Here is a 22,400-nt window from a genome sequence, read left to right as displayed (position 1 = left end):
AAAAATCTAATATCGATATTTCTCTATATATCTTCAAAATATTATTAATCAATCGATTAATTAAATACTGCTCTTTTTGGCACGACTGACATTTTTTCAAAGGGGAACGGTAGTTGAAAAGAGTGTGTCAGATGGTCATAAGATCATCTTAAACATAACACATATAAAAATGAAAAAAGTTCTATTATCGTTATTGGCTGTAGCAGCTTTAACTTTTGGTGCAAAAGCACAAACTGAAAAAGGTAAAATCATTCTTGGTGGTAATGTAGGATTTAACAGTACTAAAGTTGACGGTGCTGCTAAAGCTGATGTTAACTTTAGCGTAGTTCCAAGTGTTGGATATTTTGTAGGCAACAACTTTGCAGTAGGTACTGGTGTTGGATATGAGTATGATAAATCAGTAAGCAGAACCAACCAACGTGAAGCTTTCGTAGTAGCTCCTTTTGGCCGTTACTATGTAAATTTAAGTGAGCAATTCAAATTCTTTGGACACTTATCGGTTCCTATGGCTTTTGGTACTCAAAAAGATGTAAATGCTAACGGTGATACTGGTGCTAAAGAAGCTACCACTACTGCTATTGGCGTTAACTTGGCTCCAGGTTTTGCTTTCTTCCCTACTAAGAAAATCGGCATTGAGTTTTCAGTAAATGGTTTAGGTTACAATAATTTATCTGTGAAATCAGAAGCTACCGGTGCTAAGGTTAAAACCAACAGTTTCGGTTTAGATGGTAATACTTTTGCCCCTAAATTGGGTGTACAGTTCCACTTTTAATTTGAGCTAGTTACTAATGAAAGGCCGCCCATCGGGTGGCCTTTTTTGTTTTAGACTTATTTGTTATCACAAAAAAAAATCGCTAACTTGTTTGGTATACAGCCTGTAACCTCTTCTCATTTTCCCAACCCACTTTCTTACTAGTTTTATCGAAGGATCAACGAAAGATGAACGAAGGATGGACGAAGGATGGAGCAAGCTAAACCCTTTTATTAAACTATTTAAATACATTTCCTATGGCACGTTCAAAAAACATTTTACTTGCTGGTATCAGTGGTCATATTGGGCAAGGTTTTGTGGTGAAACAATATACAAATCGTACTGTTGTTTCTATAAAACCAGACATGAGCAATGCTGGCAAAAGTGAAGCCCAAATGGTGGCCCAATCCAAATTTAAAATGGCTCAAGCTTACGCTAAGAGCATCTTACTTAATCCGTCTGCTAGACTTTATTTTGAACAGCGTTTACAGCCTGGCCAACTGGTTTACCACGCTGTTATTTCTGCCTACATGAAGGGAGAAATTGAAAATGATCAATAGAAAGCGACTAATAAAAGCTTTGGACGACAGACTGGAGTAACATCAATTTATTGTCATGTGTGGCGATGATTGTCTATTGCGGGTTTATGAATTCAAAGCTTTCAAATAGCATGATGCTAGATCTCTCCTATTGTCGAGATGACGGAAATTTCGGTGGTCACGTCCTATAAATCTAAGCTACTGGTGCCGCATCGCTCGTCATTTCGAGAGCATCGAGAAATCTAACTATATGTTGAATAACACGCCAAAAAACTTCCCGCTGTAACAACTTGCTTTAAATACGTCCAATTAAAGAACCTGATGGTCAGGCGATTTAATTTAGGCATATGAAACGAGCGATATACTTTTTTATTTTTCTGCTTTTAGTTCAAACAGCTTCTGCTCAAAATGAGGAAGCGAAAAGAGATTTGGCATTTTTAAAAGGTACTAAAGATTGGTTTGCTGCCTGGCAGCTGATTAGTAGCGAAGTTTTTAAAATTAATACGGTTAAACCTGTTCAGTTTGTCTTTTTTGATGATCAATATGTTTATTCAACCTCGACAATCACTATCCCAAAAGGTTCCTCTGTTAAAGGCAACAACTTAATGAACTTAAAGTTAACCTGGAAGAAAAGCCTACATCATGATACGCTTACTTTGCCCGATCAAACAAAGGTACCTGTGGGACTAATGTCTTTTGCAAGCGAGGCAAACGGGAATGCTTTTTTTGTAATGCCTCTTTTAAACTTTTGGCAACGCGCTGGCGTGACAAGCAAAGAACTGAGTACCGAAAAATTAGTAACAGGTGTATTTCTCCATGAGTTTTCACATGCTCAGCAAATGCAGAATTTTGGAAAGAAAATAAGCTCGTATGAAAACACTATTCATTTTGAAGCGCCATTTTCTGATGATATTGTGCAACACCTTTTTGGCAAAAACGAAACTTACGTAAACCTTTTTAAAGAGGAAGTTTCATTTTTATATTCCTCTGTGAAAGAGGAAAAATTGGACTGGGCATTGGTGAACAAGGCTTTAGAAGCCATGCAAAACAGGCAGCAAATCTTTTTTAAAGACAAATTTGTAGCACTAAAAGAAATTGACCACTTTTTTTTAACGATGGAAGGATTGGGTCAGTATACGATGTATTTGTGGCTAATTCATCCGAAAGGAGGAAATATTACCGTACCAAATGCTATTATTGGAGTAAGAAGGGGCAGTAAATGGTGGTCTCAAGATGAAGGTTTTGGGTTATTTTTGGTGTTAGATCGCTTAACTGCACCTTCTACATGGGCTACAGGCTTATTTGGCAATCGTACAGAGGATGCTGTTTCGCTGATTAAAAGGTTTGGTAAATAAATATTAATTTTTTCTATTAAAACCCTATTGTTGATTGGTTGTTATGTAAATAGTTCAACAATGTTATATTTGCGTTTATGAAAAAAATTATTGTAGTTGACGATGATGAAGAAGTACTAGATACTATTGAGCTCGTTTTGGAAATTGGCGGTTATGAAGTAGAGCCGCTTAGTGATGCAGAGGGATTACATGAAACTATTGGAAAATTTAATCCAGACTTGATTATATTGGATATTGTACTGGGCAAGATTGATGGCCGTACGCTGTGCAATGAGATTAAAGCTAATCCCAAGACTAAACACATTCCTATTTTAATGATGTCTGGACTTTATAAAGCAGAAGAAATTAATCTTTTGGCAACACCGCCAGATGATTTTATGCCTAAGCCTTTTAAAATGGATGTGCTTTTAGAGAAAATCGAAAATCTAATCAGTAAAAAAGCAATCAGGCAAAATATCAACTAATTATTTGTTTTCTTCTCTTGGACCGCGTTTGTAGATCACTAATCCGTTTAGGAAGTTTCTTAAAATTTGGTCGCCACATTTCTTAAAGTTGGGATGATCTTCTTTTCTAAAGATATCACCCAATTCACTTTTAGTTACTGTAAAATTAACCAATTTACAGATTTCAATAATTTGCTCTGTATTTAAAGATAAAGCTACCCTTAGCTTTTTCATGATTTCGTTGTTGCTCATTACTTGGTTTTTTCGTTAGTTGGTTGGTTAGTTTTTTAGGGTTGGTCAATCACTAACCATTAACCATAAGTCCCTCACTCCTACCTGGCTATTTCCACTTTTATTTTCTTGCCTTTCATTTTTTCGGCAGAGAGTTTTTTTACTAATTTTTGCGCTAAGTTACGCTTTACAGCGGCATAAGTGTTCAAATCTTTTACTTCTATTAAGCCAATTTCCTCTTTATTTAGGCCTCCTATTTTGATTAGGAAACCAACAATATCTATTTTATTGATTTTCTGTTTTTTACCTGCAGCAAAATAAATGGTTTGCCATTCGCTATCTGGTGGAATTGGATAGTTTCCTTTGATCACCTCTTTTTCAATGTCATTATCTAAGTAAGGAAATTCTTCATCGTTAGCAAAAATGAGGTAGGCGGTTCCTTTCGCCTTCATTCGTGCGGTACGCCCATTACGGTGTGTAAAGGCCTCTTTAGTAAGCGGCAATTGGTAATGGATAATGTATTCTACTTCTGGAATATCTAATCCACGGGCAGCCAAATCGGTAGTGATTAGTATTTTCACACTACCATTTCTGAATTTAAGCAATGCTCGCTCTCTATCATCCTGCTCCATTCCGCCATGGAAAATGTCGTGTACCAAGTCTTCTTCAATCAATAAATCACTAATTCTGTCTACTGTTTCTCGGTGATTACAGAAAATGAGCATGGAATGGTCCCCAATTTTACAGATGAGCTTAAATAAGGCTTCCAACTTCTCTTCAGCAAGGGTATCAACTCTCTTTAAGGTTAAATCAGGCACCACTTCTTGCTGGCCCAAATAGTTAATGGTTTGATGTTCCTTAATCCCTGTAAATTCGGGCAATTCGTCCATTTTAGTGGCCGAAGTGAGGATACGCTGTTTTAACCCACGCAAACAGTCGATGATGAAAGACATATCATTAGTGAAACCAAATTCCAATGATTTATCAAATTCATCTAACACTAAAGTGCTAATGGTGCTTTCGTCGAAATTGTTTTCGCGTAAGTGAAAAGCGATACGTCCAGGTGTACCAATTAATACGGCTGGGGCTTCGATGAGGTTATTGCGTTCTATTTTTACCGAGTGGCCTCCGTAGCAGCAAATTACTTTATAGCCAGTAGCCATTTGCTTAAAAACCTGCTCAATTTGCAAACCCAGCTCCCGCGATGGCACCATCATTAAACACTGTACACCTTTTTGTCCTTCTCGCAAATTATGGAGTACAGGAATAAGAAAAGCCAGTGTTTTTCCAGAACCTGTAGGTGCTAGAACCACCAAATCATTACCTGTATTGGCTTTCGCCTGTACTTCCTCTTGTAGTGGATTGAGTTTTTCGATATTGAGGTTGGCGAGTAGCTTTTGCAAATTCATGGTACAAAGGTAGGGATTTAATGAGGAGTTATACCTTGCGAGTTTTCAGTTTTCAGTTTATCGTTAAAAATCACAAAGACTTTAAGAACACAAGGAAATTTAACTTTAATTTATCCTAAACCGTTATTGCTAAGCAGCTAAAAAAACAATCTATTCATTAAGTAAATTGTTAAACGATTAGCCAATACACAATCGTCATTCGTAAATCTAAAATCAAAAATTAATATAACTTGTTGATAAACAATAAAATGTTAGCAAATAAACAACATACATTTAAAGAAACTTTAACAATAAGCGCTTAATTTTAGGAAACCTGATTTTAGGTTGCTTTATTTTATTACAATAACTTATGACCTGGAAGAAATTTAGTGGCGAAGTTATTCATTCGTCAATCTTAGCAGAGGTAGAAAAAGCAATTCTTCGCGAAACCGAAAATGGCTTTAAATTAAAAGTCTGCATTGGTACCGACTCTCAAGTAAAAGGCAGCTACACCGATTTTGCTACGGTAATTGTGTTGTTAAGGGAACATCATGGCGGCTTTATGTACATTTCCCAAGAAAAAACCACTCAAAAAATGGGGATCAAGGAAAGAATGCTGCTGGAAGTTCAAAAATCCATTGAAACAGCTTATTCTATCTGCGATTTATTGGATATTTACGATGTGGATTTGGAAGTGCATGCGGATATTAATACCAATCCATCGTTCAAATCTAATAAAGCTTTAAATGAGGCGATGGGTTATATTTTAAGCATGGGCTTTATTTTTAAAGCTAAACCCGAGGCTTTTGCCAGTTCGACCTGTGCGGATAAAATGGTACATTAGACTTAGGAACCAGTGGCCAGGAACTAGTGGTTAGTTTTTAATGGTTAATGATTAATGATAGACCTATCTAGGTTTTCCTAATTCCTAAACCCTACCGACTAGTGCCTAATCCCATGTTTTAGAAATCACTTTCTTTTCAGGAGGTTTGGGTGTTTGCACGGCTTTATTAATCAAATAATCTTTTAAGCGGGTCGCAAATTCTGTGGCATACTTTGAAGTTTGTAGTCGGTACTCGTCCCATTGGTCGGCGTTCCATTTTTTTGCTTCTGTTTCAAGCGGGATACCAACGGTAGTGCTAGGCACAAAATTGCCATACCTATCTTTTTGATAAGGAAAAAACTCAAAATCACTTAGCCAAAAACGATACTTTCCATGATTTGCTTCAAAATAGAGTCGATAAGCAATTTCACCAGAAGGATGTGAAAGCATTGCCATGCTTTTGCGAATGATCAACTTCCCATTGGCCACTAATTCCTTGGCACTTGCTACAGCAGGCTTCAGCTCTTTCTTTTGCTTTTGGATAAAGTTCTGCATTCGGGCCTTAAGGGTGTCTTGCGAAACAGCAGTACTAACCACTTCATAATAAGTGTATTTCCCTGTTTCGTCTTTAGGCAATGGCGCTATTTCTTGCGCAAACAATAGCGTTGATAAACCCAGCAATAACATTAACAATGAAACTGTTTTCATAAAATATCTTTTTAAAAATGAAGCGCCCCGAAAATTGGGGCGCTTTCGGTTGTGATTAGCTTATCGTAAATGCTAAAAGCTATAAACTGCGGCTAAAGAAAATTGCGCTGCAGATTTGTTTAATGTGGTTCCATCGCTTTTTACGAAGCTTTGGCTAAAATCTTTATCGTTATCAAAACGAACTTCTGGAATAAAGGTTAAGCCACCAGATTTGATGTTTCCTGATAGTGTAAACGAAGTCACGCTTGCACTTGGCCCTCCTGATACGCCTTTGTAGTTAAAGTATTCGGCCCTTAAACCTAAAGCTACTGAAGGTGTAAAAGCATATTGCGGATAAAGCGCTACACCTGAATAACCAAATTTATCATCACCAGCGCTTAAATCAGCAGCATTTAAACCAATTTTCACTTTATCGGTAATTTGATAAGCAGTAGTTAAATCTATCACGGTGCTGTAGTTACCGTAACCATCCAAACCGTGCAAACCATTGATATAGGCCGTCCACCCTTTTACTGGCGAAACCATTAATTGGCCTCCCAAGCTAGACACTCCACGGGAAGCGCGGTATTGGTTCCACTCGTTAAATAAACCTACCATTAGGCTTACTTTATCTGAAAAAGCATAGGTTCCTTTAATTCCTGCATTTTGGAATGGACCGGAACCAAATAAATAAGAAGTTGAATAGTTAAAGTTAGCGGCAGGCGAAATCACTTCATACCCGACAAAAGTACCCATGTAACCTGCTGTCATGCTAAATTTATCTGTAAAAGCATAGTTTACATACAGGTTTTGGATATTGAAACCATTGGCAGTTGGATCGTACCCTCCTGCGGCATCAGGGATCGATTCGTATTGACCTCTAGGGCCAAAAGAAAGTTCCCCTACAAAAGAGGCTTTACCCGTTGTTTTTTTAAGGGCCAGATCAATCATCCCTAGGGAAACAGAATTTTGCTCGCCTGCGAAATAGGTTTTGATATTGCCCGTTTTATTGAAATCGTATTTATAATAGGTATCTACCGAACCTGATATTTCAAGTGGAGAAGCTTTTTCTTGTGCAACTGCTACAGTAGCAGTGCTTAATAACAAAAAGGATAGTGCAGCTATATTATTTTTCATTTTTTTAAGAGTTAAAAAGTTAAATAATTGATTTTCTCTTCTATAGGTAGAAGATCATCATATAGCATAGCGCAAAATTTAATCAAAGCAGTCCCACCCGACTCCAAACTCGGAGTCGTATTCAAAAAATTGTTCTGTTTAAGAAATGTTCATCCAAACATCTCTAGTTTCTCTAATCGCCCCAGCCTGTGTTGATTGCAGACCGGGGAGACAGAATTATATATCAAAACAATTTAACATCATGATTTTTAACTTAGCCTAAGCGAGGAAATGGGTATTAGTTATTCGGAACTTCTTGTCCAGATACGATTAATGTACCTTGAGTGTATTTCTCGTTGTGTTGAGAAGCATCCAAACCTTCTTCTTCTTCATCGGCACTTACACGAATTGGAAGAATTAAGTTGATTACTTTGAAGATGGCAAAAGATACCACAAAGCTGAATACGACTACCAATAACATTCCTTTTAATTGGATAAGGAAGAATTCTGGATTACCGTAAAGCAAGCCATCAACACCTGCACTGTTTACCGTTTTAGTAGCGAATACACCTGTTAAAAGCATCCCTACAATACCGCCAACACCGTGGCAAGGGAATACATCTAAAGTATCATCTAATGCTGTTTTTTGTTTCCAAGAAACTACTAAATTAGATACGATGGCTGCAAATACGCCAATGAATATACTAGAAGGGATACTCACAAAACCAGCACCTGGAGTAATGGCCACTAAACCTACCACTGCACCGATACAGAAACCTAATACTGATGGTTTTTTACCTCTAGCGGCATCAAAAAACATCCAAGACAAGCCCGCTGAACCTGCTGCTACATTGGTAGTGACAAAGGCCGACACTGCTAAAGCGTTAGCGCCCAAAGCTGAACCAGCGTTGAAACCGAACCAACCGAACCAAAGTAAGCCTGTACCAATTAATACGTAAGGAATATTTGCGGGTGGTACTTCTTTATGCTCCAAGTGAGATCTTCTACGTTTTAACACCAATGCACCTGCCAAAGCCGCCATACCTGCAGAGATATGTACTACAGTACCTCCTGCAAAGTCGAGCACGCCCATTTTAAACAGGATACCTTCTGGGTGCCAAGTCCAATGCGCCAATGGCGAGTAAACAAAAATGGCAAACAATACGATGAATAAGATATAAGAGGTAAAGCGGATACGCTCTGCCACTGCTCCTACGACCAAACCTGGTGTGATAATGGCAAACATACATTGGAAAATAGCAAATAGCGATAAAGGAATAGTTCCCCAAGCAGGACCTGAATTAACCCCTTGAAAGAAGAAGAAGGTTTTTGGACTTCCAATTAAACCATTGATGGAATCTCCAAAAGCTAAACTAAAGCCTACGATTACCCAGAGTACGGAGATTATACCAGCAGCAACTACGCTTTTAATCATGGTAGACAATACGTTTTTACGGTGCACCATACCCCCGTAAAAAAATGCCAAACCTGGTGTCATTAAAAATACCAATGCCGAGGCTACCAAAATAAAAGCAATGTCTGGTGCGCTGTACTTGCCATCGTCGAAGTTTGTTAATGGCTTAATAAATAATGCGGCAACTGCAACTATCATCAAAATTGCGAACGGTGCCCACTGTTTAAATAAAACTTTACTCATAATTTAAATTTTAGTGTTTGATTTCAAACCTAAATTATAAATAAGATTCCAATTTTCATCAAAATTTTTACAATTTTTTAATAAAATTTTAATTTTAATCGAAATAAAACAACAAAAAAGCAATAAAATATCATACAAAATACAAAAACAAACAAAATAAAACTTTAAAACACATAAAAAGCAAAAATAATACTCAATAACAGATATAAAATTGTTTAAAAATCAAATTATAAAGATAAAAAATGCAAAAAACATAGAAAAAACACACAGAAAGCACATCCACCAATCAGCAAAACAAATAAAATGATCAGATGCTATTCGTTAAATTAGAAATTAAAATTTCAGTTTGATTACTAAAATTACGTGAGTTCGGGTTAAGGAAACACCATCTACGAATGATGATAAGATCTTCAGATGCAAAACATTAGTTTTTGCTGCTATTTTGGTTGCCGTCGCTTCGCGGACAAACTTTTTTCCTATAGATGAAAAAAGTATGCAAAAAAATCCACGGCTGCGCCCTGTTCTGTTAAAGTTAGTAGTAAGGCCAATTTGAGCATTCCGAACAGGCCAAGGCCGATTTTAGCAAAACGACGAGGTTTTGCTAGGGCTGGAGATCATGAAAAATCGCAAAACGCTTATCCCGAACTCACGTATCCGTCCAATAACGTGGGTATAATGTTGTTTTACTTTAGGAAATTAGAAAAATTAGAGCTCTTGGTAGGCTGAACCTTGGATAACGCCTCTACGTTCTATCTCTTTATCAATATAAGATTGTATTGAAGATTTTTTGATGCCCCAGTTTGGTGCAATTAGCAAATCCCAATCGGAAATACCAAAAAGACGTTGTATCACGATATCTGGACGCAATAATGGGATTAATTCGCACAGCAAATCGGTATATTCTTCTAAACTGAATAATTTAAAAGGGTTCTTTTTGTATTTAACGCCCATAATTGAGCCTTCTACAATATGTAAGTGGTGAAATTTCACAAATTTAATTTGCGGAAATCTATTGATTTCATGAATATAACCATGCATCATTTCTCTGGTCTCCCAAGGAAAACCGAAAATAGTATGCACGCAGAGGTTGAGTTTTGTGTTTTCTAGCAGCTTAACGGCTTCTACAAACTCACCATGGCTACATCCTCTGTTAATTTGGTCTAATGTTTCATCATAAATAGATTCCATTCCCATTTCCAAATCCACATCATATCTATCGGTATAACTTTCCAATAGCGCTACCTTTTCGGCGTCGATACAGTCTGGACGTGTACCCACGGCAAACCCCACCACTTCTTCGCTGTTGATCGAAAGGGCTTCGTCGTACATCATTTTTAAATAATGCGTTGGTGCATAGGTATTGGTATTAGGCTGGAAATAAACAATGAATTTTTCGGCACGGTAAGCGTTACGTGCTCTTTGCATCCCTTCCACCAACTGTTCTTTAATGGTTGGAAGTTTTCTAGAGAGTTCGGGCGTAAAGGAATCGACATTGCAATAGGTACAGCCGCCGTAGCCTTTGCTACCATCGCGGTTTGGACAGGTAAAACCACCATCAACAATTACTTTAAACACCCGCTGACCGTTATAGTGCTCACGCAAATATGTCCCGTAGTTGTTATAACCCTTTATGCCCGAATCCAATGCTGTTCCCATTGTGGCAAAAATACAGAAATAGATTTTAGATTTACGATTTTAGATTTACGATTTTGAAAAGCAGAGCTACCGAGAGAAAGTTAACGCGAAGACAGGACGGAGTTTCGCAAAGAACGCAAAGAGGTTTGGATATAGACCGTATAAAAAAACCTCGTAGGTTTTAAAAACCTACGAGGTTTAGTCTAGTAAATATAGAGCTTCCTCGAAACTCGGAATGACAAAAAAACTCCCCTTGTATTTTTTTGGTTAAGCCTAATTGTTAGCGGCTTCCTTTTTTCTATTAATTAACAAGTAAATAGGCACTCCCAACAAAACAATGATCAAACCAGGCCATGTATATTGCTGTTTATAAATCAACAATAAAATACAGAAAGCGGCACCAATTAATAAGTAGATGATTGGCGTAACTGGATATAACCACGTTTTGTAAGGTCTTTCCAAATCAGGTCTTTTTATCCTCAAATAAATCACCCCAAATACGGTAATCATGTAAAACAACACAATCACAAAGGAGATCATATCTAGAAGGTTACCATATTGTCCACTTAAACACAACACAGCTGCCCAAATTCCTTGCATCCAAAGTGATTTTGCAGGAACGCCATTTTTATTGTTGTGCAATGCCGCTTTAAAAAACATCCCATCTTTTGCCATGGTTTGAAAAACCCTAGCTCCTGCCAATACGATACCGTTTACACAACCGAAAGTAGAAATCATGACCAATACCGCCATCACGATGGTACCGATACCGCTTCCGAAAATCTGCTCAGAAACTACTACTGCCACCCTATCGTTAGGTGCAAAAGCAATCCCTTCTCTATTTAATGCATTGAGGTACACAAAATTCACCAATAGATAAAGGATCATTACCGCAGTGGTACCCAAAACCATTGAACGTACTACGTTTTTCTTAGGATTTTCAATCTCCCCCGAAACGAAGGTTACGTTTTCCCAAGCTACGCTAGAAAAAACTGAACCTACCATGGCTGCTGCAATGCCACCCAGTATGGCCATCCCCGAAATGGATTCCCATCCAGATTTCAGTAAGTTGCCGCTCGTATCTGTTTTGAGATTATTGAAAGCTCCCCATCCGTAACTCATATTTTCTGCCCAGAAATTACTTTTCACCAAAAGGAAGCCTAAAATGATTAGACCAATTAGGGCGACAATTTTTGAGCCTGTAAAAACATTTTGCAGCAACTTCCCTCCTTCAACTCCTTTGGTATTGATGTAAGTGAGCAATAAGATCACGACAATGGCCAAAATTTGTATCCAGGTAATTTTATATCCTCCACTTTGAAAAATTGGGGCAGCATCGTTTAATGCAGGAATTAAATAGGCGGTGAATTTACCAAAGGCTACCGCTACCGCAGCAATAGTACCTGTTTGAATGACCGCAAACAGCCCCCAACCATAAAGGAAGCCCATCATTTTGCCAAAAGTCTCTTTCAGATAGGTGTACTGCCCTCCCGCTTTAGGAAACATGGAGGAAAGTTCTCCATAAGAAATAGCGGCAGCCACGGTCATTACTCCAGTAATTACCCATACCACAATTAGCCAGTAACCAGAACCTAGATTTCTCATAATGTCGGCACTTACGATAAAAATACCGCTGCCGATCATTGAACCCATTACCAGCATTGCCCCATCAAAAAGGCCTAATTTTCGTTTAGAAGAGACTTCTTCTTGTTGATTCTCCATTGATTTAGTTTAGTTTTTTGGTTATTGCAAGCTAAGATAGAAAAAGCATATTAATAATTACTTTGTGGTTGAGCTTATTTAGTTTTATAACTACATCGATACAAAACAAAGTAACGCAGACTTTATTTATACAGTAAATGTATTAGGTATTGACTTGTTTGTTATTGGAGTCGTGATTTTTTTCCCGTCAAAAACCACAAGAGGCTTCTTCTTTTTTTAAGAGTAAAGCACAAAATATATTGACAATCAAATATTTTTTTTTCTACCTTGTGTATTGAATATCAACTAAACAACTAAATATAAATTTAAACTATGGATTTTTTACAAAACAATCTTATTTATGCTGTTCCTCTACTTGGCTTAGTAGGCATTTTGGTGATGGCGGTAAAAAGCGCCTGGGTAAATAAGCAAGATGCTGGTGATGCAAACATGCAAGAGTTAGCCGGTTATATTGCAGATGGCGCTATGGCCTTCTTGAGAGCAGAATGGAAAATTTTGAGCATTTTTGCGGTGTTAGCCGCATCATTATTGGCCTATTCGGGAACGGTTACCGAGGTAAACGGCAAAGCCATTCATTCCAGTTGGATCATTTCCATTGCCTTTATTATTGGCGCTGTATTTTCTGCAACGGCAGGATACATCGGCATGAAAGCTGCAACTAAGGCCAATGTTAGAACCACACAAGCGGCCAGAACCAGCTTAAAACAAGCACTTAAAGTAAGTTTCACTGGCGGCACCGTAATGGGCCTAGGTGTTGCAGGCTTAGCGGTATTAGGTTTAGGTGGCTTGTTCATTGTTTTCCTAAAGTATTTTAACGTAATCAGTGCCAATAGCCACGAAATGAAAACCGCTATTGAAGTGTTAACTGGTTTTTCTTTAGGTGCCGAATCTATCGCTCTTTTTGCGCGTGTAGGTGGTGGTATTTACACCAAAGCTGCCGATGTTGGTGCTGACTTGGTAGGTAAAGTGGAAGCGGGCATTCCTGAGGATGATGTGCGTAACCCTGCTACCATTGCAGATAACGTAGGCGATAACGTGGGTGACGTAGCGGGCATGGGTGCCGATTTATTTGGTTCTTATGTGGCTACCATTTTAGCAACAATGGTATTGGGACAAGAAATCACAGTTACCGATAACTTTGGTGGCATGTCGCCTATTTTATTACCAATGGTCATTTGTGGTTTGGGTATCTTATTTTCTATCATCGGCACTTGGTTTGTAACGATTAAAGACGAAAAATCTAACGTTCAAAATGCCCTTAACTTAGGTAACTGGTCATCAATCATTATCACTGGTATCGCTTCTTTCTTTTTAGTGAAATGGATGCTACCACAAACGTTAAATTTACGTGGTTACGAGTTTTCGAGCATCAACGTGTTTTATGCTATTGTAGTAGGTTTAGTGGTGGGGACCATTATGAGTATCGTTACCGAATACTACACCGCTATGGGCAAAGGACCTGTTAATTCCATTATTCAACAATCTTCAACAGGTCACGCTACCAATATTATCGCAGGCCTTTCTGTTGGAATGAAATCTACCGTAATTCCAATTTTGGTATTGGCTGGTGGTATTATGGCCTCTTATTATTTTGCGGGTTTATATGGCGTGGCCATTGCTGCTGCAGGGATGATGGCAACTACAGCCATGCAATTGGCCATTGATGCTTTTGGTCCAATTGCCGATAACGCTGGTGGTATTGCAGAAATGAGCCAATTACCGCCAGAAGTTCGCGAACGTACTGATAATTTAGATGCCGTGGGCAATACCACTGCCGCTACTGGAAAAGGATTCGCCATTGCTTCGGCGGCTTTAACTTCTCTAGCTTTATTTGCTGCTTTTGTAGGTATTGCAGGTATTTCAGCCATCGATATTTATAAAGCACCTGTTTTAGCGGGCCTATTTGTGGGCGGCATGATTCCGTTTGTGTTTTCTGCACTTTGTATCCAAGCGGTAGGTAAAGCAGCCATGGACATGGTACAGGAAGTTCGTCGTCAGTTCAGAGAAATTCCAGGCATTATGGAGTACAAAGCTAAGCCTGAGTACGAAAAATGTGTGGCCATCTCTACACAAGCTTCTATCAGGGAAATGTTAATGCCAGGTGCTATTGCTTTAATTACTCCTGTAATTGTAGGTTTCGTATTTGGCCCAGAGGTTTTGGGTGGTTTATTAGCAGGTGTTACGGTATCTGGTGTTTTAATGGGAATTTTCCAATCTAACGCTGGTGGCGCTTGGGACAATGCTAAAAAATCATTTGAAAAAGGTGTAGAAATTAATGGCGAGATGTATTATAAAAAATCGGAGCCACATAAAGCATCTGTTACTGGGGATACTGTTGGTGATCCTTTTAAAGATACTTCTGGCCCTTCGATGAATATTTTGATTAAATTGATGTCGATTGTTTCATTGGTTATTGCACCTTATATTGCCATTAGCGCTTCGGACGCAACGAATAACACTGGGATGGAAGTTAAGAAAGAAATTCGTGTACAAAAAACTGTCGATTCACTTGGTAACGAAACTATAGATACTTTGGTAAATGAAACCGATACAGTGATCAAAAACTAAAATATTAATAAATAAGAGGGATTTTGCAAAAAATCCCTTTTTCATTTGTAGATATTTTTTTTTAGGTTTGGTCCGTTAATTTTTAAATCAACAAACTAACTAATCAACTAATTATTAATTTATGAATTTAAGAAAGCCTATTGATGTGCTTGTTGCCGAATCGGCAGAAAGTGGCGAAGGCACTCTCAAGCGTACCTTGAGCAATAAGAGTCTTGTTGCACTTGGTATTGGAGCAATTATTGGAGCAGGTTTATTCTCGTTAACAGGTATCGCTGCTGCCGATCATGCCGGACCCGCTGTAACATTATCATTCGTATTAGCAGCTATAGGCTGTGCCTTCGCGGGATTATGTTATGCAGAATTTGCGTCGATGATACCTGTTGCAGGTAGCGCCTACACTTATTCTTATGCAACTATGGGCGAATTTATGGCTTGGATCATTGGCTGGGATTTGGTACTAGAGTATGCACTTGGTGCCGCCACGGTTGGTGTATCTTGGTCTGGATATTTCAATAAACTACTGCACGAATTCGGTGTAGAACTTCCTTTTTATTTAACCAAATCATTTGCAGAAGTTGAAGGCGGAGGTATTAACCTTCCAGCTATTGTGATTGTATCATTGCTTTCTTTATTGCTACTACGTGGTACAAAAGAGTCGGCAAGCCTTAACAACTTCTTGGTAATTGTTAAAGTAGCGGTGGTAATTTTATTCATTGCTTTAGGCTGGAAATTCATCAACCCTGAAAACCACACGCCTTACATTCCTAAAAACACTGGTGTTTATGGTGAATTTGGTATTTCTGGTATTGCCGCTGGTGCTGCATTGGTATTCTTTGCATTTATTGGTTTCGATGCCGTTTCTACTGCTGCGCAAGAAGCTAAAAACCCACAAAAAGGGATGCCAATCGGTATCTTAGGTTCATTAGCGGTTTGTACGGTATTGTACGTTTTATTTGCTCACGTAATGACAGGATTAGTACCTTTCCAAATTTTCAAAGGTGATGCTTCTCCTGCTGCTACAGCATTTAAGGTAACAGGTTACAGCTGGTTGCAAATGGGGTTAATCATTGCTATTTTGGCAGGTTATACTTCTGTAATCCTAGTGATGTTAATGGGACAATCGAGGGTATTCTATACCATGTCTAAAGACGGTTTGTTACCTAAATTCTTTGGTAGTATCCACTCTAAATACAGAACTCCTTACAAAACCAACTTATTCTTTATGGTATTTGTAAGTTTATTTGCAGGCTTTGTTCCAGTTACCGAATTAGGCCACATGGTATCTATCGGTACTTTATTCGCCTTCTCTTTAGTATGTATCGGTGTAATGATTTTACGCAAAACAGATCCTGATAGAGAGCGTCCTTTCAGAACTCCATTAGTGCCATTGGTGCCAATTTTGGGTATTGTTGTTTGCGTTTACTTGATGTACTCGTTGCCTTTGGAGGCTTGGATCAGGTTAGCCATTTGGATGGCGCTTGGTGTAGCCATTTACTTCTTCTACGGTAAGAAAAACTCTGTGCTTAGAAGAAAAAGCGAAGGACAAAGTATTTAAGATAGAAAGTATTTATATAGAAAGCCTCGCACGTGCGGGGCTTTTTTATGCCCTATATTATTAGAAAAGATGCTTTAATGCTCATCGGGTACTCCTGTCCTGCTTTCGCTCATAGTCCTCGCTCGCTAGCGTTCGCTGTGGGCTAATCCGCTCAATCAGGTTTATAAAACTAAAAGCTCTACACGCACCCAAGATTATCATTCTTAACAAAGAATTAATCTTCAAAATTTCAATCTCTGTATTTTTTTCCCTAACATTAGGGACACACAAATTGAAATTTATATATGAAAAAACAATTTTTAACCGCTATTGCGGTTACCTTGTGCCTTTATGGCCATGCCCAAACAGAAAAAGGGAAAGTAGTTATTGGTGGAGGTGTCGGCTTCAGCTCAATGGATTACAAAGGGGAAACAGAACAAAAAGTAACTTCGTTTAATTTAGGTCCCTCTGCTGGATTTTTTGTAGGGAAGAATGCTTTATTAGGTATCGAACTAAGATACTCTTACGAGAAAAGAAATCCTACTAAAGTAACTACCGCCGCAAATGGGACGGTAATTACTAACGAAATTGGAGGAGATAAAACCCATAGCTACCTTATTAATCCTTTTTTCAGGTATTATCTAGACTTACACGAAAAGATAAAACTGTTTGGGCAAGTAAATGCTGGTATGATGTTAGGTAACACGAAAGAAATTATACCTATCGGCCCTTATAGTAGAGATAGAAAAACAACAAGTTATTTAGCAAGCATTCAACCTGGAATTGCTGTTTTCCCTCATAAAAACATCGCAATAGAATTAAAAGTTGGGTTATTTACCTATTTTAATCAGAAGTATAATTATACAAATCCAAATGTTACCGATTTTCGCGTTACTCAGTTTTCTTTTGGAAGTGACTTAAATCAACCGTCGTTAGGTATTAATTTCCATTTTTAATACTAGGAGCTAATTCTCCTCAATTAAAAATGAAAGAGGGGAAAGGTCATATCGAAATACTTCATTTAATCCTTCGCTTGGAAACCATTCTTTAGCGAAGGATTTTATATTTTATGCTTCTGCAAATGGTTAAGACTAATCAACTTCCATATTACATTAAAACAAATCCAAACAAACACTGAATAAATTATCGCTTTTTCTACAACTTTGCCTTATTAAGATTTATGCCAGTAGAGAAAAGAAAAACACCCGTACGAAAGGTAAGTCCAAGAAAATCCGCTCCAAGAAAAAAGAAAGGCAAACCTTTCCCTATGGCTTGGAAAGTGGCTTTAGCTGGCTTATTACTTATTCTACTTTCTCCGCTTTATTATGGATACATTCTAAGTGGTTTCGTATCTGCATGGCGGTGGGTGAAAGATTATGGGCAAGATCCCAATTACAGAACCTACCATAGCTTCAATATCAAGATACCTAAAAAGCATACGGTACATGGCATTGATGTTTCTTATTATCAGGGCAAGATTGATTGGCTTAAGGTAAAAGAAATGAAAGAGGATGAGGTAAAGATCAGTTTTGCTTTTATTAAAGCTACAGAGGGACTTTTATTGGTTGATCCATACTTTAAACGCAATTGGCGAGAGGCACCTAAAGCGGGTTTAATGTGTGGTGCTTACCATTTCTTCAGACCGAAAAAAGATGGAAAAGCACAGGCTAAATTCTTTTTGCAAGTGGTGAACATCGAAAAAGGTGATTTGCCTCCCGTAGTAGATATTGAAAGTCTTGATGGCGTTTCGCCTGCTAAAATGCGCCTTGAACTTTCAGATTTCATCAACTACGTGGAAATGAAAACCAAGGTAAAACCGATTATCTATACGGGATTGAAATTTTATAAGGATTACTTGGCGGGCGAATTTGAGGATTATCATTTATGGATTGCCAATTATCATCAAGCTCAATTACGAATGGATAAAAGTCTTTGGAAATTCTGGCAGCACTCTGATCGGGCCAAAATAAATGGCATTGGACATGTGGTAGATTTTAATGCTTTTAATGGGGATAGCACGGAGTTAGTGAAGATGTTGGTGAAATGAGTTTGGTTCATTAGTTCATTGGTGAAATTTTGACCACCTAAGACACCTTAGAACATTTTAGTTTTAACATTAAGTTTTGTTGGATATGGCCTTCGTTTCTCAATATTTTGTTTTTTTACCACCTAAGACACCTTAGGACATTTTAGTCTTAACCATTAAGGTATTAAGAGACATTAAGTTTTATTGGATGTGGTCTTAATTTTCTTCATTTCGTAATGTTTTATTTTTTAACCACCTACTAATCTAAATATGATCCAAATAAAAATCCCCAATAACTTTCGTCGTTGGGGATTTTTTATTGATAAAGTGTTCCTTAATTCTTACGTTCTACTTCCCTATCCATCTCCGTCATATTTACGTTGGTTGATTGAGAGAAATCGTCTAAAAGGTAGTTATTGAAGTAATCTGCTAAGCGCCAGAACATGTATTCTGTCATGTCGCCAAAACCGTGGCGTTGACCTGGCACGATGATGAAATCGAAACGTTTGCCTGCTTTAATCAAGGCGTTAGCTACCCTAATACTTCCTGCTGGGTGTACGTTATTATCGATATCGCCATGCATCAGCAACAAATGTCCTTTAAGGTTTTTGGCTAAATCTGGGTTTTTATCAATCGAATACTTGAAAGAAGTATCTCCTTTTAGGGAAACAATTTCTTTCACCCCATGGTGTTTTTCGCTCCACCAGCGGTTGTAAATGCTATTATCGTGATTACCTGCAGCAGAAACGGCTACTTTAAAGAAATCTGGGTATACCAACATGGCAGCGGTAGACATAAAACCACCTCCAGAGTGCCCTGTGATTCCCACTTTATTAGCGTCAATAAACGAATATCTATCTGCCAATTGCTCGATAGTTGCTTTTTTATCAGCTAAACCGTAGTCACGCAAGTTTCCGTAGCCATAAGTATGGTACCATTTTGAACGTGCTGGGTGACCTCCTCTGTTACCTACCGTTACGACTATATAACCTAATTGCGCTAAGCGGTCCACTCTATCCATGCTACGGCCAAAAGCTTTGTTTACCGCTTCGGTTTGTGGACCTGGATACACATACTCAATCACAGGATATTTTCTAGTTGGGTCGAGGTTGAAAGGCTTGTACATTACCCCATACAAATCGGTTACGCCGTCATCCGCTTTTACCTTAAATGGTTCAGGGAATTTATAACCTGCTGCCATTAACAAAGATAAATCAGTAGTCTCCAACTCCATCACCTTATTGCCGTTATTATCGTATAAAGTAGATTTTGGAATGGTATTTACTCTTGAATAATTGTCTACAAAGTAACGTCCATCGTCATTCATGCTTGAAGTATGGTCGAAATCACCTGCATTTAACAATTTCAAACCTGAACCATCAAAATTTACACGGTACAAATGATAATAATATGGATCTTCTTTGGCTTCACGACCATTAGCCGTAAAATAAAGCACTCTCGCTTTTTCGTCGATATTTACAATATCCTCGCAGTGAAAAGAACCTTTAGTGATTTGGTTCTTTAGTTTTCCGTTTTCATCAAACAGGTAAAAATGCCCCCAACCATCACGCTCACTCCAATGAATGAGTTCTTTACCGCCATTCACCAAACCAGGACGTTGTACCTCTACATAAGTATTGAAGCGTTCTTCAATTAATGGTTTTACGGTACCGTTAGCTACATCCACCACGCAAACATCAATACGCTTCAAATCACGGCTGGTGCGGCCCATGTAAAATTTACCATTGTCACCCAACCAAACCGCTGGACGGAATTCGTTATCTCTATCAGAATTTAACGCTGGCTTGCTGTAAGTATTTAAACTTTGGTCTTTAAAAGCCGCAACGTTTAATTTTTTACTCGTTTTTTGAGCGAAATTAAACAACCAAACTTCATCTTGTGGTGCTTCGGCCTCACCTGGCATTTGGTATTTGTAAGTTTCCAAAGTTGGTCTGCCTGCGCTAACGCTATTGATTACCCAAAGGTCTTTTACTTTTCTGCTATCTGAGCGTTGAATGACAAAGTATTTTGAATCTGGCGACCAAAGTACAAATGCTCTTCTACGCTTTTTATCATTTTTAATGATTTCTTCGTTGTTCTCACCACTGCCGTCACTTCCAAAAGAATAGTATTTTACGCCATCTTTGGTTAATTGATGCTCTACAATGGTGCTATCTTCTTCATTTTTTAAAGCCTTTTGATAGTTGGCTTTATCCATCCAAAAAAGATTGTAGTTACGCGTAAAAATGATGGCAGAAGAATCTGGCGCTACTGCACCCCAATTTGGTTTTGCTTTTGGTCTTTTAAAATTTTTGATTTCTATGAGTTTGCCGCCAGCCAGTTCATACTGGAATTTGAAGATTTTCTTCTGCATCGAATCGGCTGCTTTTTTATCTTTTCTATCTGGCTTTACTTCGTCAATGGTACTTTTTATTTCAAAAGTCACCGACTTTTCATCGTTGCTGAATTTTAGGTTCTCTATTGGCAAATGTTGAGCATCAAATGGATCTCGGGTAATTAAAGTAATCTCTGCCGCCAGCTTCGCAGGGTCAAAAAGTTGCTTTTTATTTCTCGAAGCGGGTTCAACGATATACCAATTTTTTCCGTTAGGTGTTTCGTATTCGTACCAAAAACGATTGGTTTGTTTGAGCCAATGTGGGTCTACACTGGTAGAATAAATCATTTTTCGCAATTTGCTAGGCGAAAAACGGGCTGCCATTTGGTAATTAGCTTTTTGTGGTACCTGAAGCGTTTCTGTAGTGGTAATTGTTTTGGTTTGCGCATTGGCCGCCATCCCCGAAAACAAACCTAACAGTGAGAACAAGTAGAGTTTTTTCATGTATTTAGTTAGTTAAGTAATTGAAATTTGAGTAAGCTAATTTAAATCAAAAAGATGTGAGCATAACAGTTTTTATGTAATAATTGAGTGAGTTTTCATCCAAGCTTTTATTTTTTTTAAAAGGATGGGTAAATATTTATCAACACCACTACCAATTCTGATGTTATTGCTTAGTTTTGTTCGTATTTAAGTACTTTATGAAAAGATTTTTCTTACCTCTTATGGCATTGGCACTGGTTTATGGAGCTGGATGTCAATCAAAATCCCAAACTGCTCAAAATAGTGAAACTAAGGATAGCGTAACTAATGTGGCCAGCACTGAACAAACCGAAAATCAAAGCACCCCTGTTGATACTAAAAACATTAAAGTTGCAGATGCTAAAACGATTTTAGAAAGACCACAGGTTCCCATTTTATGCTACCACCAGGTACGTAACTGGAAACCTACGGATGGTAAGGTTGGCAAAGATTATATTGTTGAGATTGAGAATTTCAAAAATCATATTAAAATGTTGGTTGATAGTGGCTACAACACCATTTTACCAGACCAACTTTATGCTTATTTAAACGAAGGCAAACCACTACCCAAAAAACCAATCATGCTCACTTTTGATGATACTGATTTGGATCAGTTTACGGTGGTAAATCCGTTATTAAAAAAGCACGGCTATAAAGCGGTTTATTTCATTATGACCGTTTCTATTGGTAAAAAAGGAAAGTTTGTAGATTATATGAGCTCAGACCAAATCAAGCAGTTATCTGATGAAGGTAACGTGATTGGGAGCCATACTTACGACCACAAAAACTTCAAAAAATATGAGGGTAAGGATTGGGAAGAGCAGTTAGATAAACCAACCAAACGTTTGGAAGAAATTACAGGCAAAAAAATTGATTATTTTGCTTATCCATTTGGTTTGTGGAACTCACAAGGTATTCCTGAGCTTAAAAAACGTGGTTTCAAAATGGCTTTTGCCTTGGCCGACAAACGCGACCCTAACGAGCCGCTTTACACCGTTCGTCGTATTATTGCCAGCGGCTACTGGAGTCCAAAAACATTACACAACAGCATTGTAAAAAGTTTTTAAG

The 22,400-nt window shown here is 38.1% G+C and carries 18 protein-coding genes; 10 read left to right on the top strand and 8 right to left on the bottom strand.

Translation table 11 applies throughout. The features are described from left to right. Window positions 1-169: 169 nt before the first annotated feature. The 4 genes from DUT70_RS01835 to DUT70_RS01820 all read left to right on the top strand — a co-directional run bounded on the left by DUT70_RS01835 (window position 170) and on the right by DUT70_RS01820 (window position 3,109). The gene (locus tag DUT70_RS01835) at window positions 170-772 is read left to right on the top strand and encodes an outer membrane beta-barrel protein (protein ID WP_113645596.1); all 603 of its coding nucleotides are present in this window, start codon (window positions 170-172) and stop codon (window positions 770-772) included. Window positions 773-1,008: 236 nt separating this feature from the next. Next, entirely contained in the window at window positions 1,009-1,311 is a 303-nt protein-coding gene (locus DUT70_RS01830; RefSeq protein ID WP_113645595.1) for a hypothetical protein, read from the top strand. Window positions 1,312-1,637: 326 nt separating this feature from the next. Continuing rightward, on the top strand, window positions 1,638-2,645 hold the full coding sequence (locus tag DUT70_RS01825; protein ID WP_113645594.1) for a hypothetical protein: 1,008 nt from the start codon (window positions 1,638-1,640) through the stop codon (window positions 2,643-2,645). A 77-nt stretch (window positions 2,646-2,722) separates the two neighbouring features. Then, window positions 2,723-3,109 carry a response regulator transcription factor gene (locus tag DUT70_RS01820; RefSeq protein ID WP_113645593.1) on the top strand — a complete coding sequence of 129 codons (387 nt, stop codon included), beginning with the start codon at window positions 2,723-2,725 and terminating at the stop codon, window positions 3,107-3,109. Here the strand turns inward: DUT70_RS01820 and DUT70_RS01815 are convergent, their stop codons facing one another. Continuing rightward, window positions 3,110-3,340, bottom strand: a complete 231-nt coding sequence (locus tag DUT70_RS01815; protein WP_113645592.1) for a DUF1456 family protein — start codon at window positions 3,338-3,340, stop codon at window positions 3,110-3,112. It lies immediately after the preceding gene. Window positions 3,341-3,420: 80 nt separating this feature from the next. Beyond that, the gene (locus DUT70_RS01810; protein ID WP_113645591.1) at window positions 3,421-4,728 is read right to left on the bottom strand and encodes a DEAD/DEAH box helicase; all 1,308 of its coding nucleotides are present in this window, start codon (window positions 4,726-4,728) and stop codon (window positions 3,421-3,423) included. 349 nt (window positions 4,729-5,077) lie between these two features. Between DUT70_RS01810 and DUT70_RS01805 the strand changes: the two genes are divergently transcribed. Beyond that, entirely contained in the window at window positions 5,078-5,551 is a 474-nt protein-coding gene (locus DUT70_RS01805; protein ID WP_113645590.1) for a ribonuclease H-like YkuK family protein, read from the top strand. 105 nt (window positions 5,552-5,656) lie between these two features. Here the strand turns inward: DUT70_RS01805 and DUT70_RS01800 are convergent, their stop codons facing one another. The 5 genes from DUT70_RS01800 to DUT70_RS01780 all read right to left on the bottom strand — a co-directional run bounded on the left by DUT70_RS01800 (window position 5,657) and on the right by DUT70_RS01780 (window position 12,347). Beyond that, window positions 5,657-6,238, bottom strand: a complete 582-nt coding sequence (locus DUT70_RS01800; RefSeq protein ID WP_240431995.1) for a DUF4468 domain-containing protein — start codon at window positions 6,236-6,238, stop codon at window positions 5,657-5,659. A 72-nt stretch (window positions 6,239-6,310) separates the two neighbouring features. Next, window positions 6,311-7,354, bottom strand: a complete 1,044-nt coding sequence (locus tag DUT70_RS01795) for a porin (protein WP_113645589.1) — start codon at window positions 7,352-7,354, stop codon at window positions 6,311-6,313. Window positions 7,355-7,631: 277 nt separating this feature from the next. Then, window positions 7,632-8,990, bottom strand: a complete 1,359-nt coding sequence (locus DUT70_RS01790) for an ammonium transporter (protein ID WP_113645588.1) — start codon at window positions 8,988-8,990, stop codon at window positions 7,632-7,634. Window positions 8,991-9,695: 705 nt separating this feature from the next. Continuing rightward, window positions 9,696-10,646 (bottom strand): TIGR01212 family radical SAM protein, encoded by a 951-nt coding sequence (locus DUT70_RS01785; RefSeq protein ID WP_113645587.1) that lies wholly within the window; start codon window positions 10,644-10,646, stop codon window positions 9,696-9,698. Window positions 10,647-10,898: 252 nt separating this feature from the next. Then, window positions 10,899-12,347, bottom strand: coding sequence for an APC family permease (locus tag DUT70_RS01780; protein ID WP_113645586.1), 1,449 nt, complete (start codon window positions 12,345-12,347; stop codon window positions 10,899-10,901). A 312-nt stretch (window positions 12,348-12,659) separates the two neighbouring features. On the opposite strand from DUT70_RS01780, the gene DUT70_RS01775 reads away from it, so the two are divergent. The 4 genes from DUT70_RS01775 to DUT70_RS01760 all read left to right on the top strand — a co-directional run bounded on the left by DUT70_RS01775 (window position 12,660) and on the right by DUT70_RS01760 (window position 18,496). After that, window positions 12,660-14,915 (top strand): sodium-translocating pyrophosphatase, encoded by a 2,256-nt coding sequence (locus tag DUT70_RS01775; protein ID WP_113645585.1) that lies wholly within the window; start codon window positions 12,660-12,662, stop codon window positions 14,913-14,915. Between the two features lie 121 nt (window positions 14,916-15,036). After that, window positions 15,037-16,470 carry an amino acid permease gene (locus DUT70_RS01770; RefSeq protein ID WP_113645584.1) on the top strand — a complete coding sequence of 478 codons (1,434 nt, stop codon included), beginning with the start codon at window positions 15,037-15,039 and terminating at the stop codon, window positions 16,468-16,470. 284 nt (window positions 16,471-16,754) lie between these two features. Then, window positions 16,755-17,405, top strand: coding sequence for an outer membrane beta-barrel protein (locus tag DUT70_RS01765; RefSeq protein WP_113645583.1), 651 nt, complete (start codon window positions 16,755-16,757; stop codon window positions 17,403-17,405). Between the two features lie 224 nt (window positions 17,406-17,629). After that, window positions 17,630-18,496, top strand: a complete 867-nt coding sequence (locus DUT70_RS01760) for a glycoside hydrolase family 25 protein (protein ID WP_113645582.1) — start codon at window positions 17,630-17,632, stop codon at window positions 18,494-18,496. A gap of 313 nt (window positions 18,497-18,809) precedes the next feature. Here the strand turns inward: DUT70_RS01760 and DUT70_RS01755 are convergent, their stop codons facing one another. Beyond that, window positions 18,810-21,314, bottom strand: coding sequence for a S9 family peptidase (locus DUT70_RS01755; RefSeq protein ID WP_113645581.1), 2,505 nt, complete (start codon window positions 21,312-21,314; stop codon window positions 18,810-18,812). Between the two features lie 197 nt (window positions 21,315-21,511). Between DUT70_RS01755 and DUT70_RS01750 the strand changes: the two genes are divergently transcribed. Continuing rightward, the gene (locus DUT70_RS01750) at window positions 21,512-22,399 is read left to right on the top strand and encodes a polysaccharide deacetylase family protein (RefSeq protein WP_113645580.1); all 888 of its coding nucleotides are present in this window, start codon (window positions 21,512-21,514) and stop codon (window positions 22,397-22,399) included. The last annotated feature ends 1 nt before the right edge of the window (window position 22,400 follow it).

It is taken from the genome of Pedobacter chitinilyticus (genome assembly GCF_003313385.1).
In the GTDB taxonomy this organism is placed as follows: Bacteria; Bacteroidota; Bacteroidia; order Sphingobacteriales; family Sphingobacteriaceae; genus Pedobacter; species Pedobacter chitinilyticus.
Note: the sequence above shows the minus strand (reverse complement) of the source record. Positions and strands in the feature narration are given on the sequence as shown.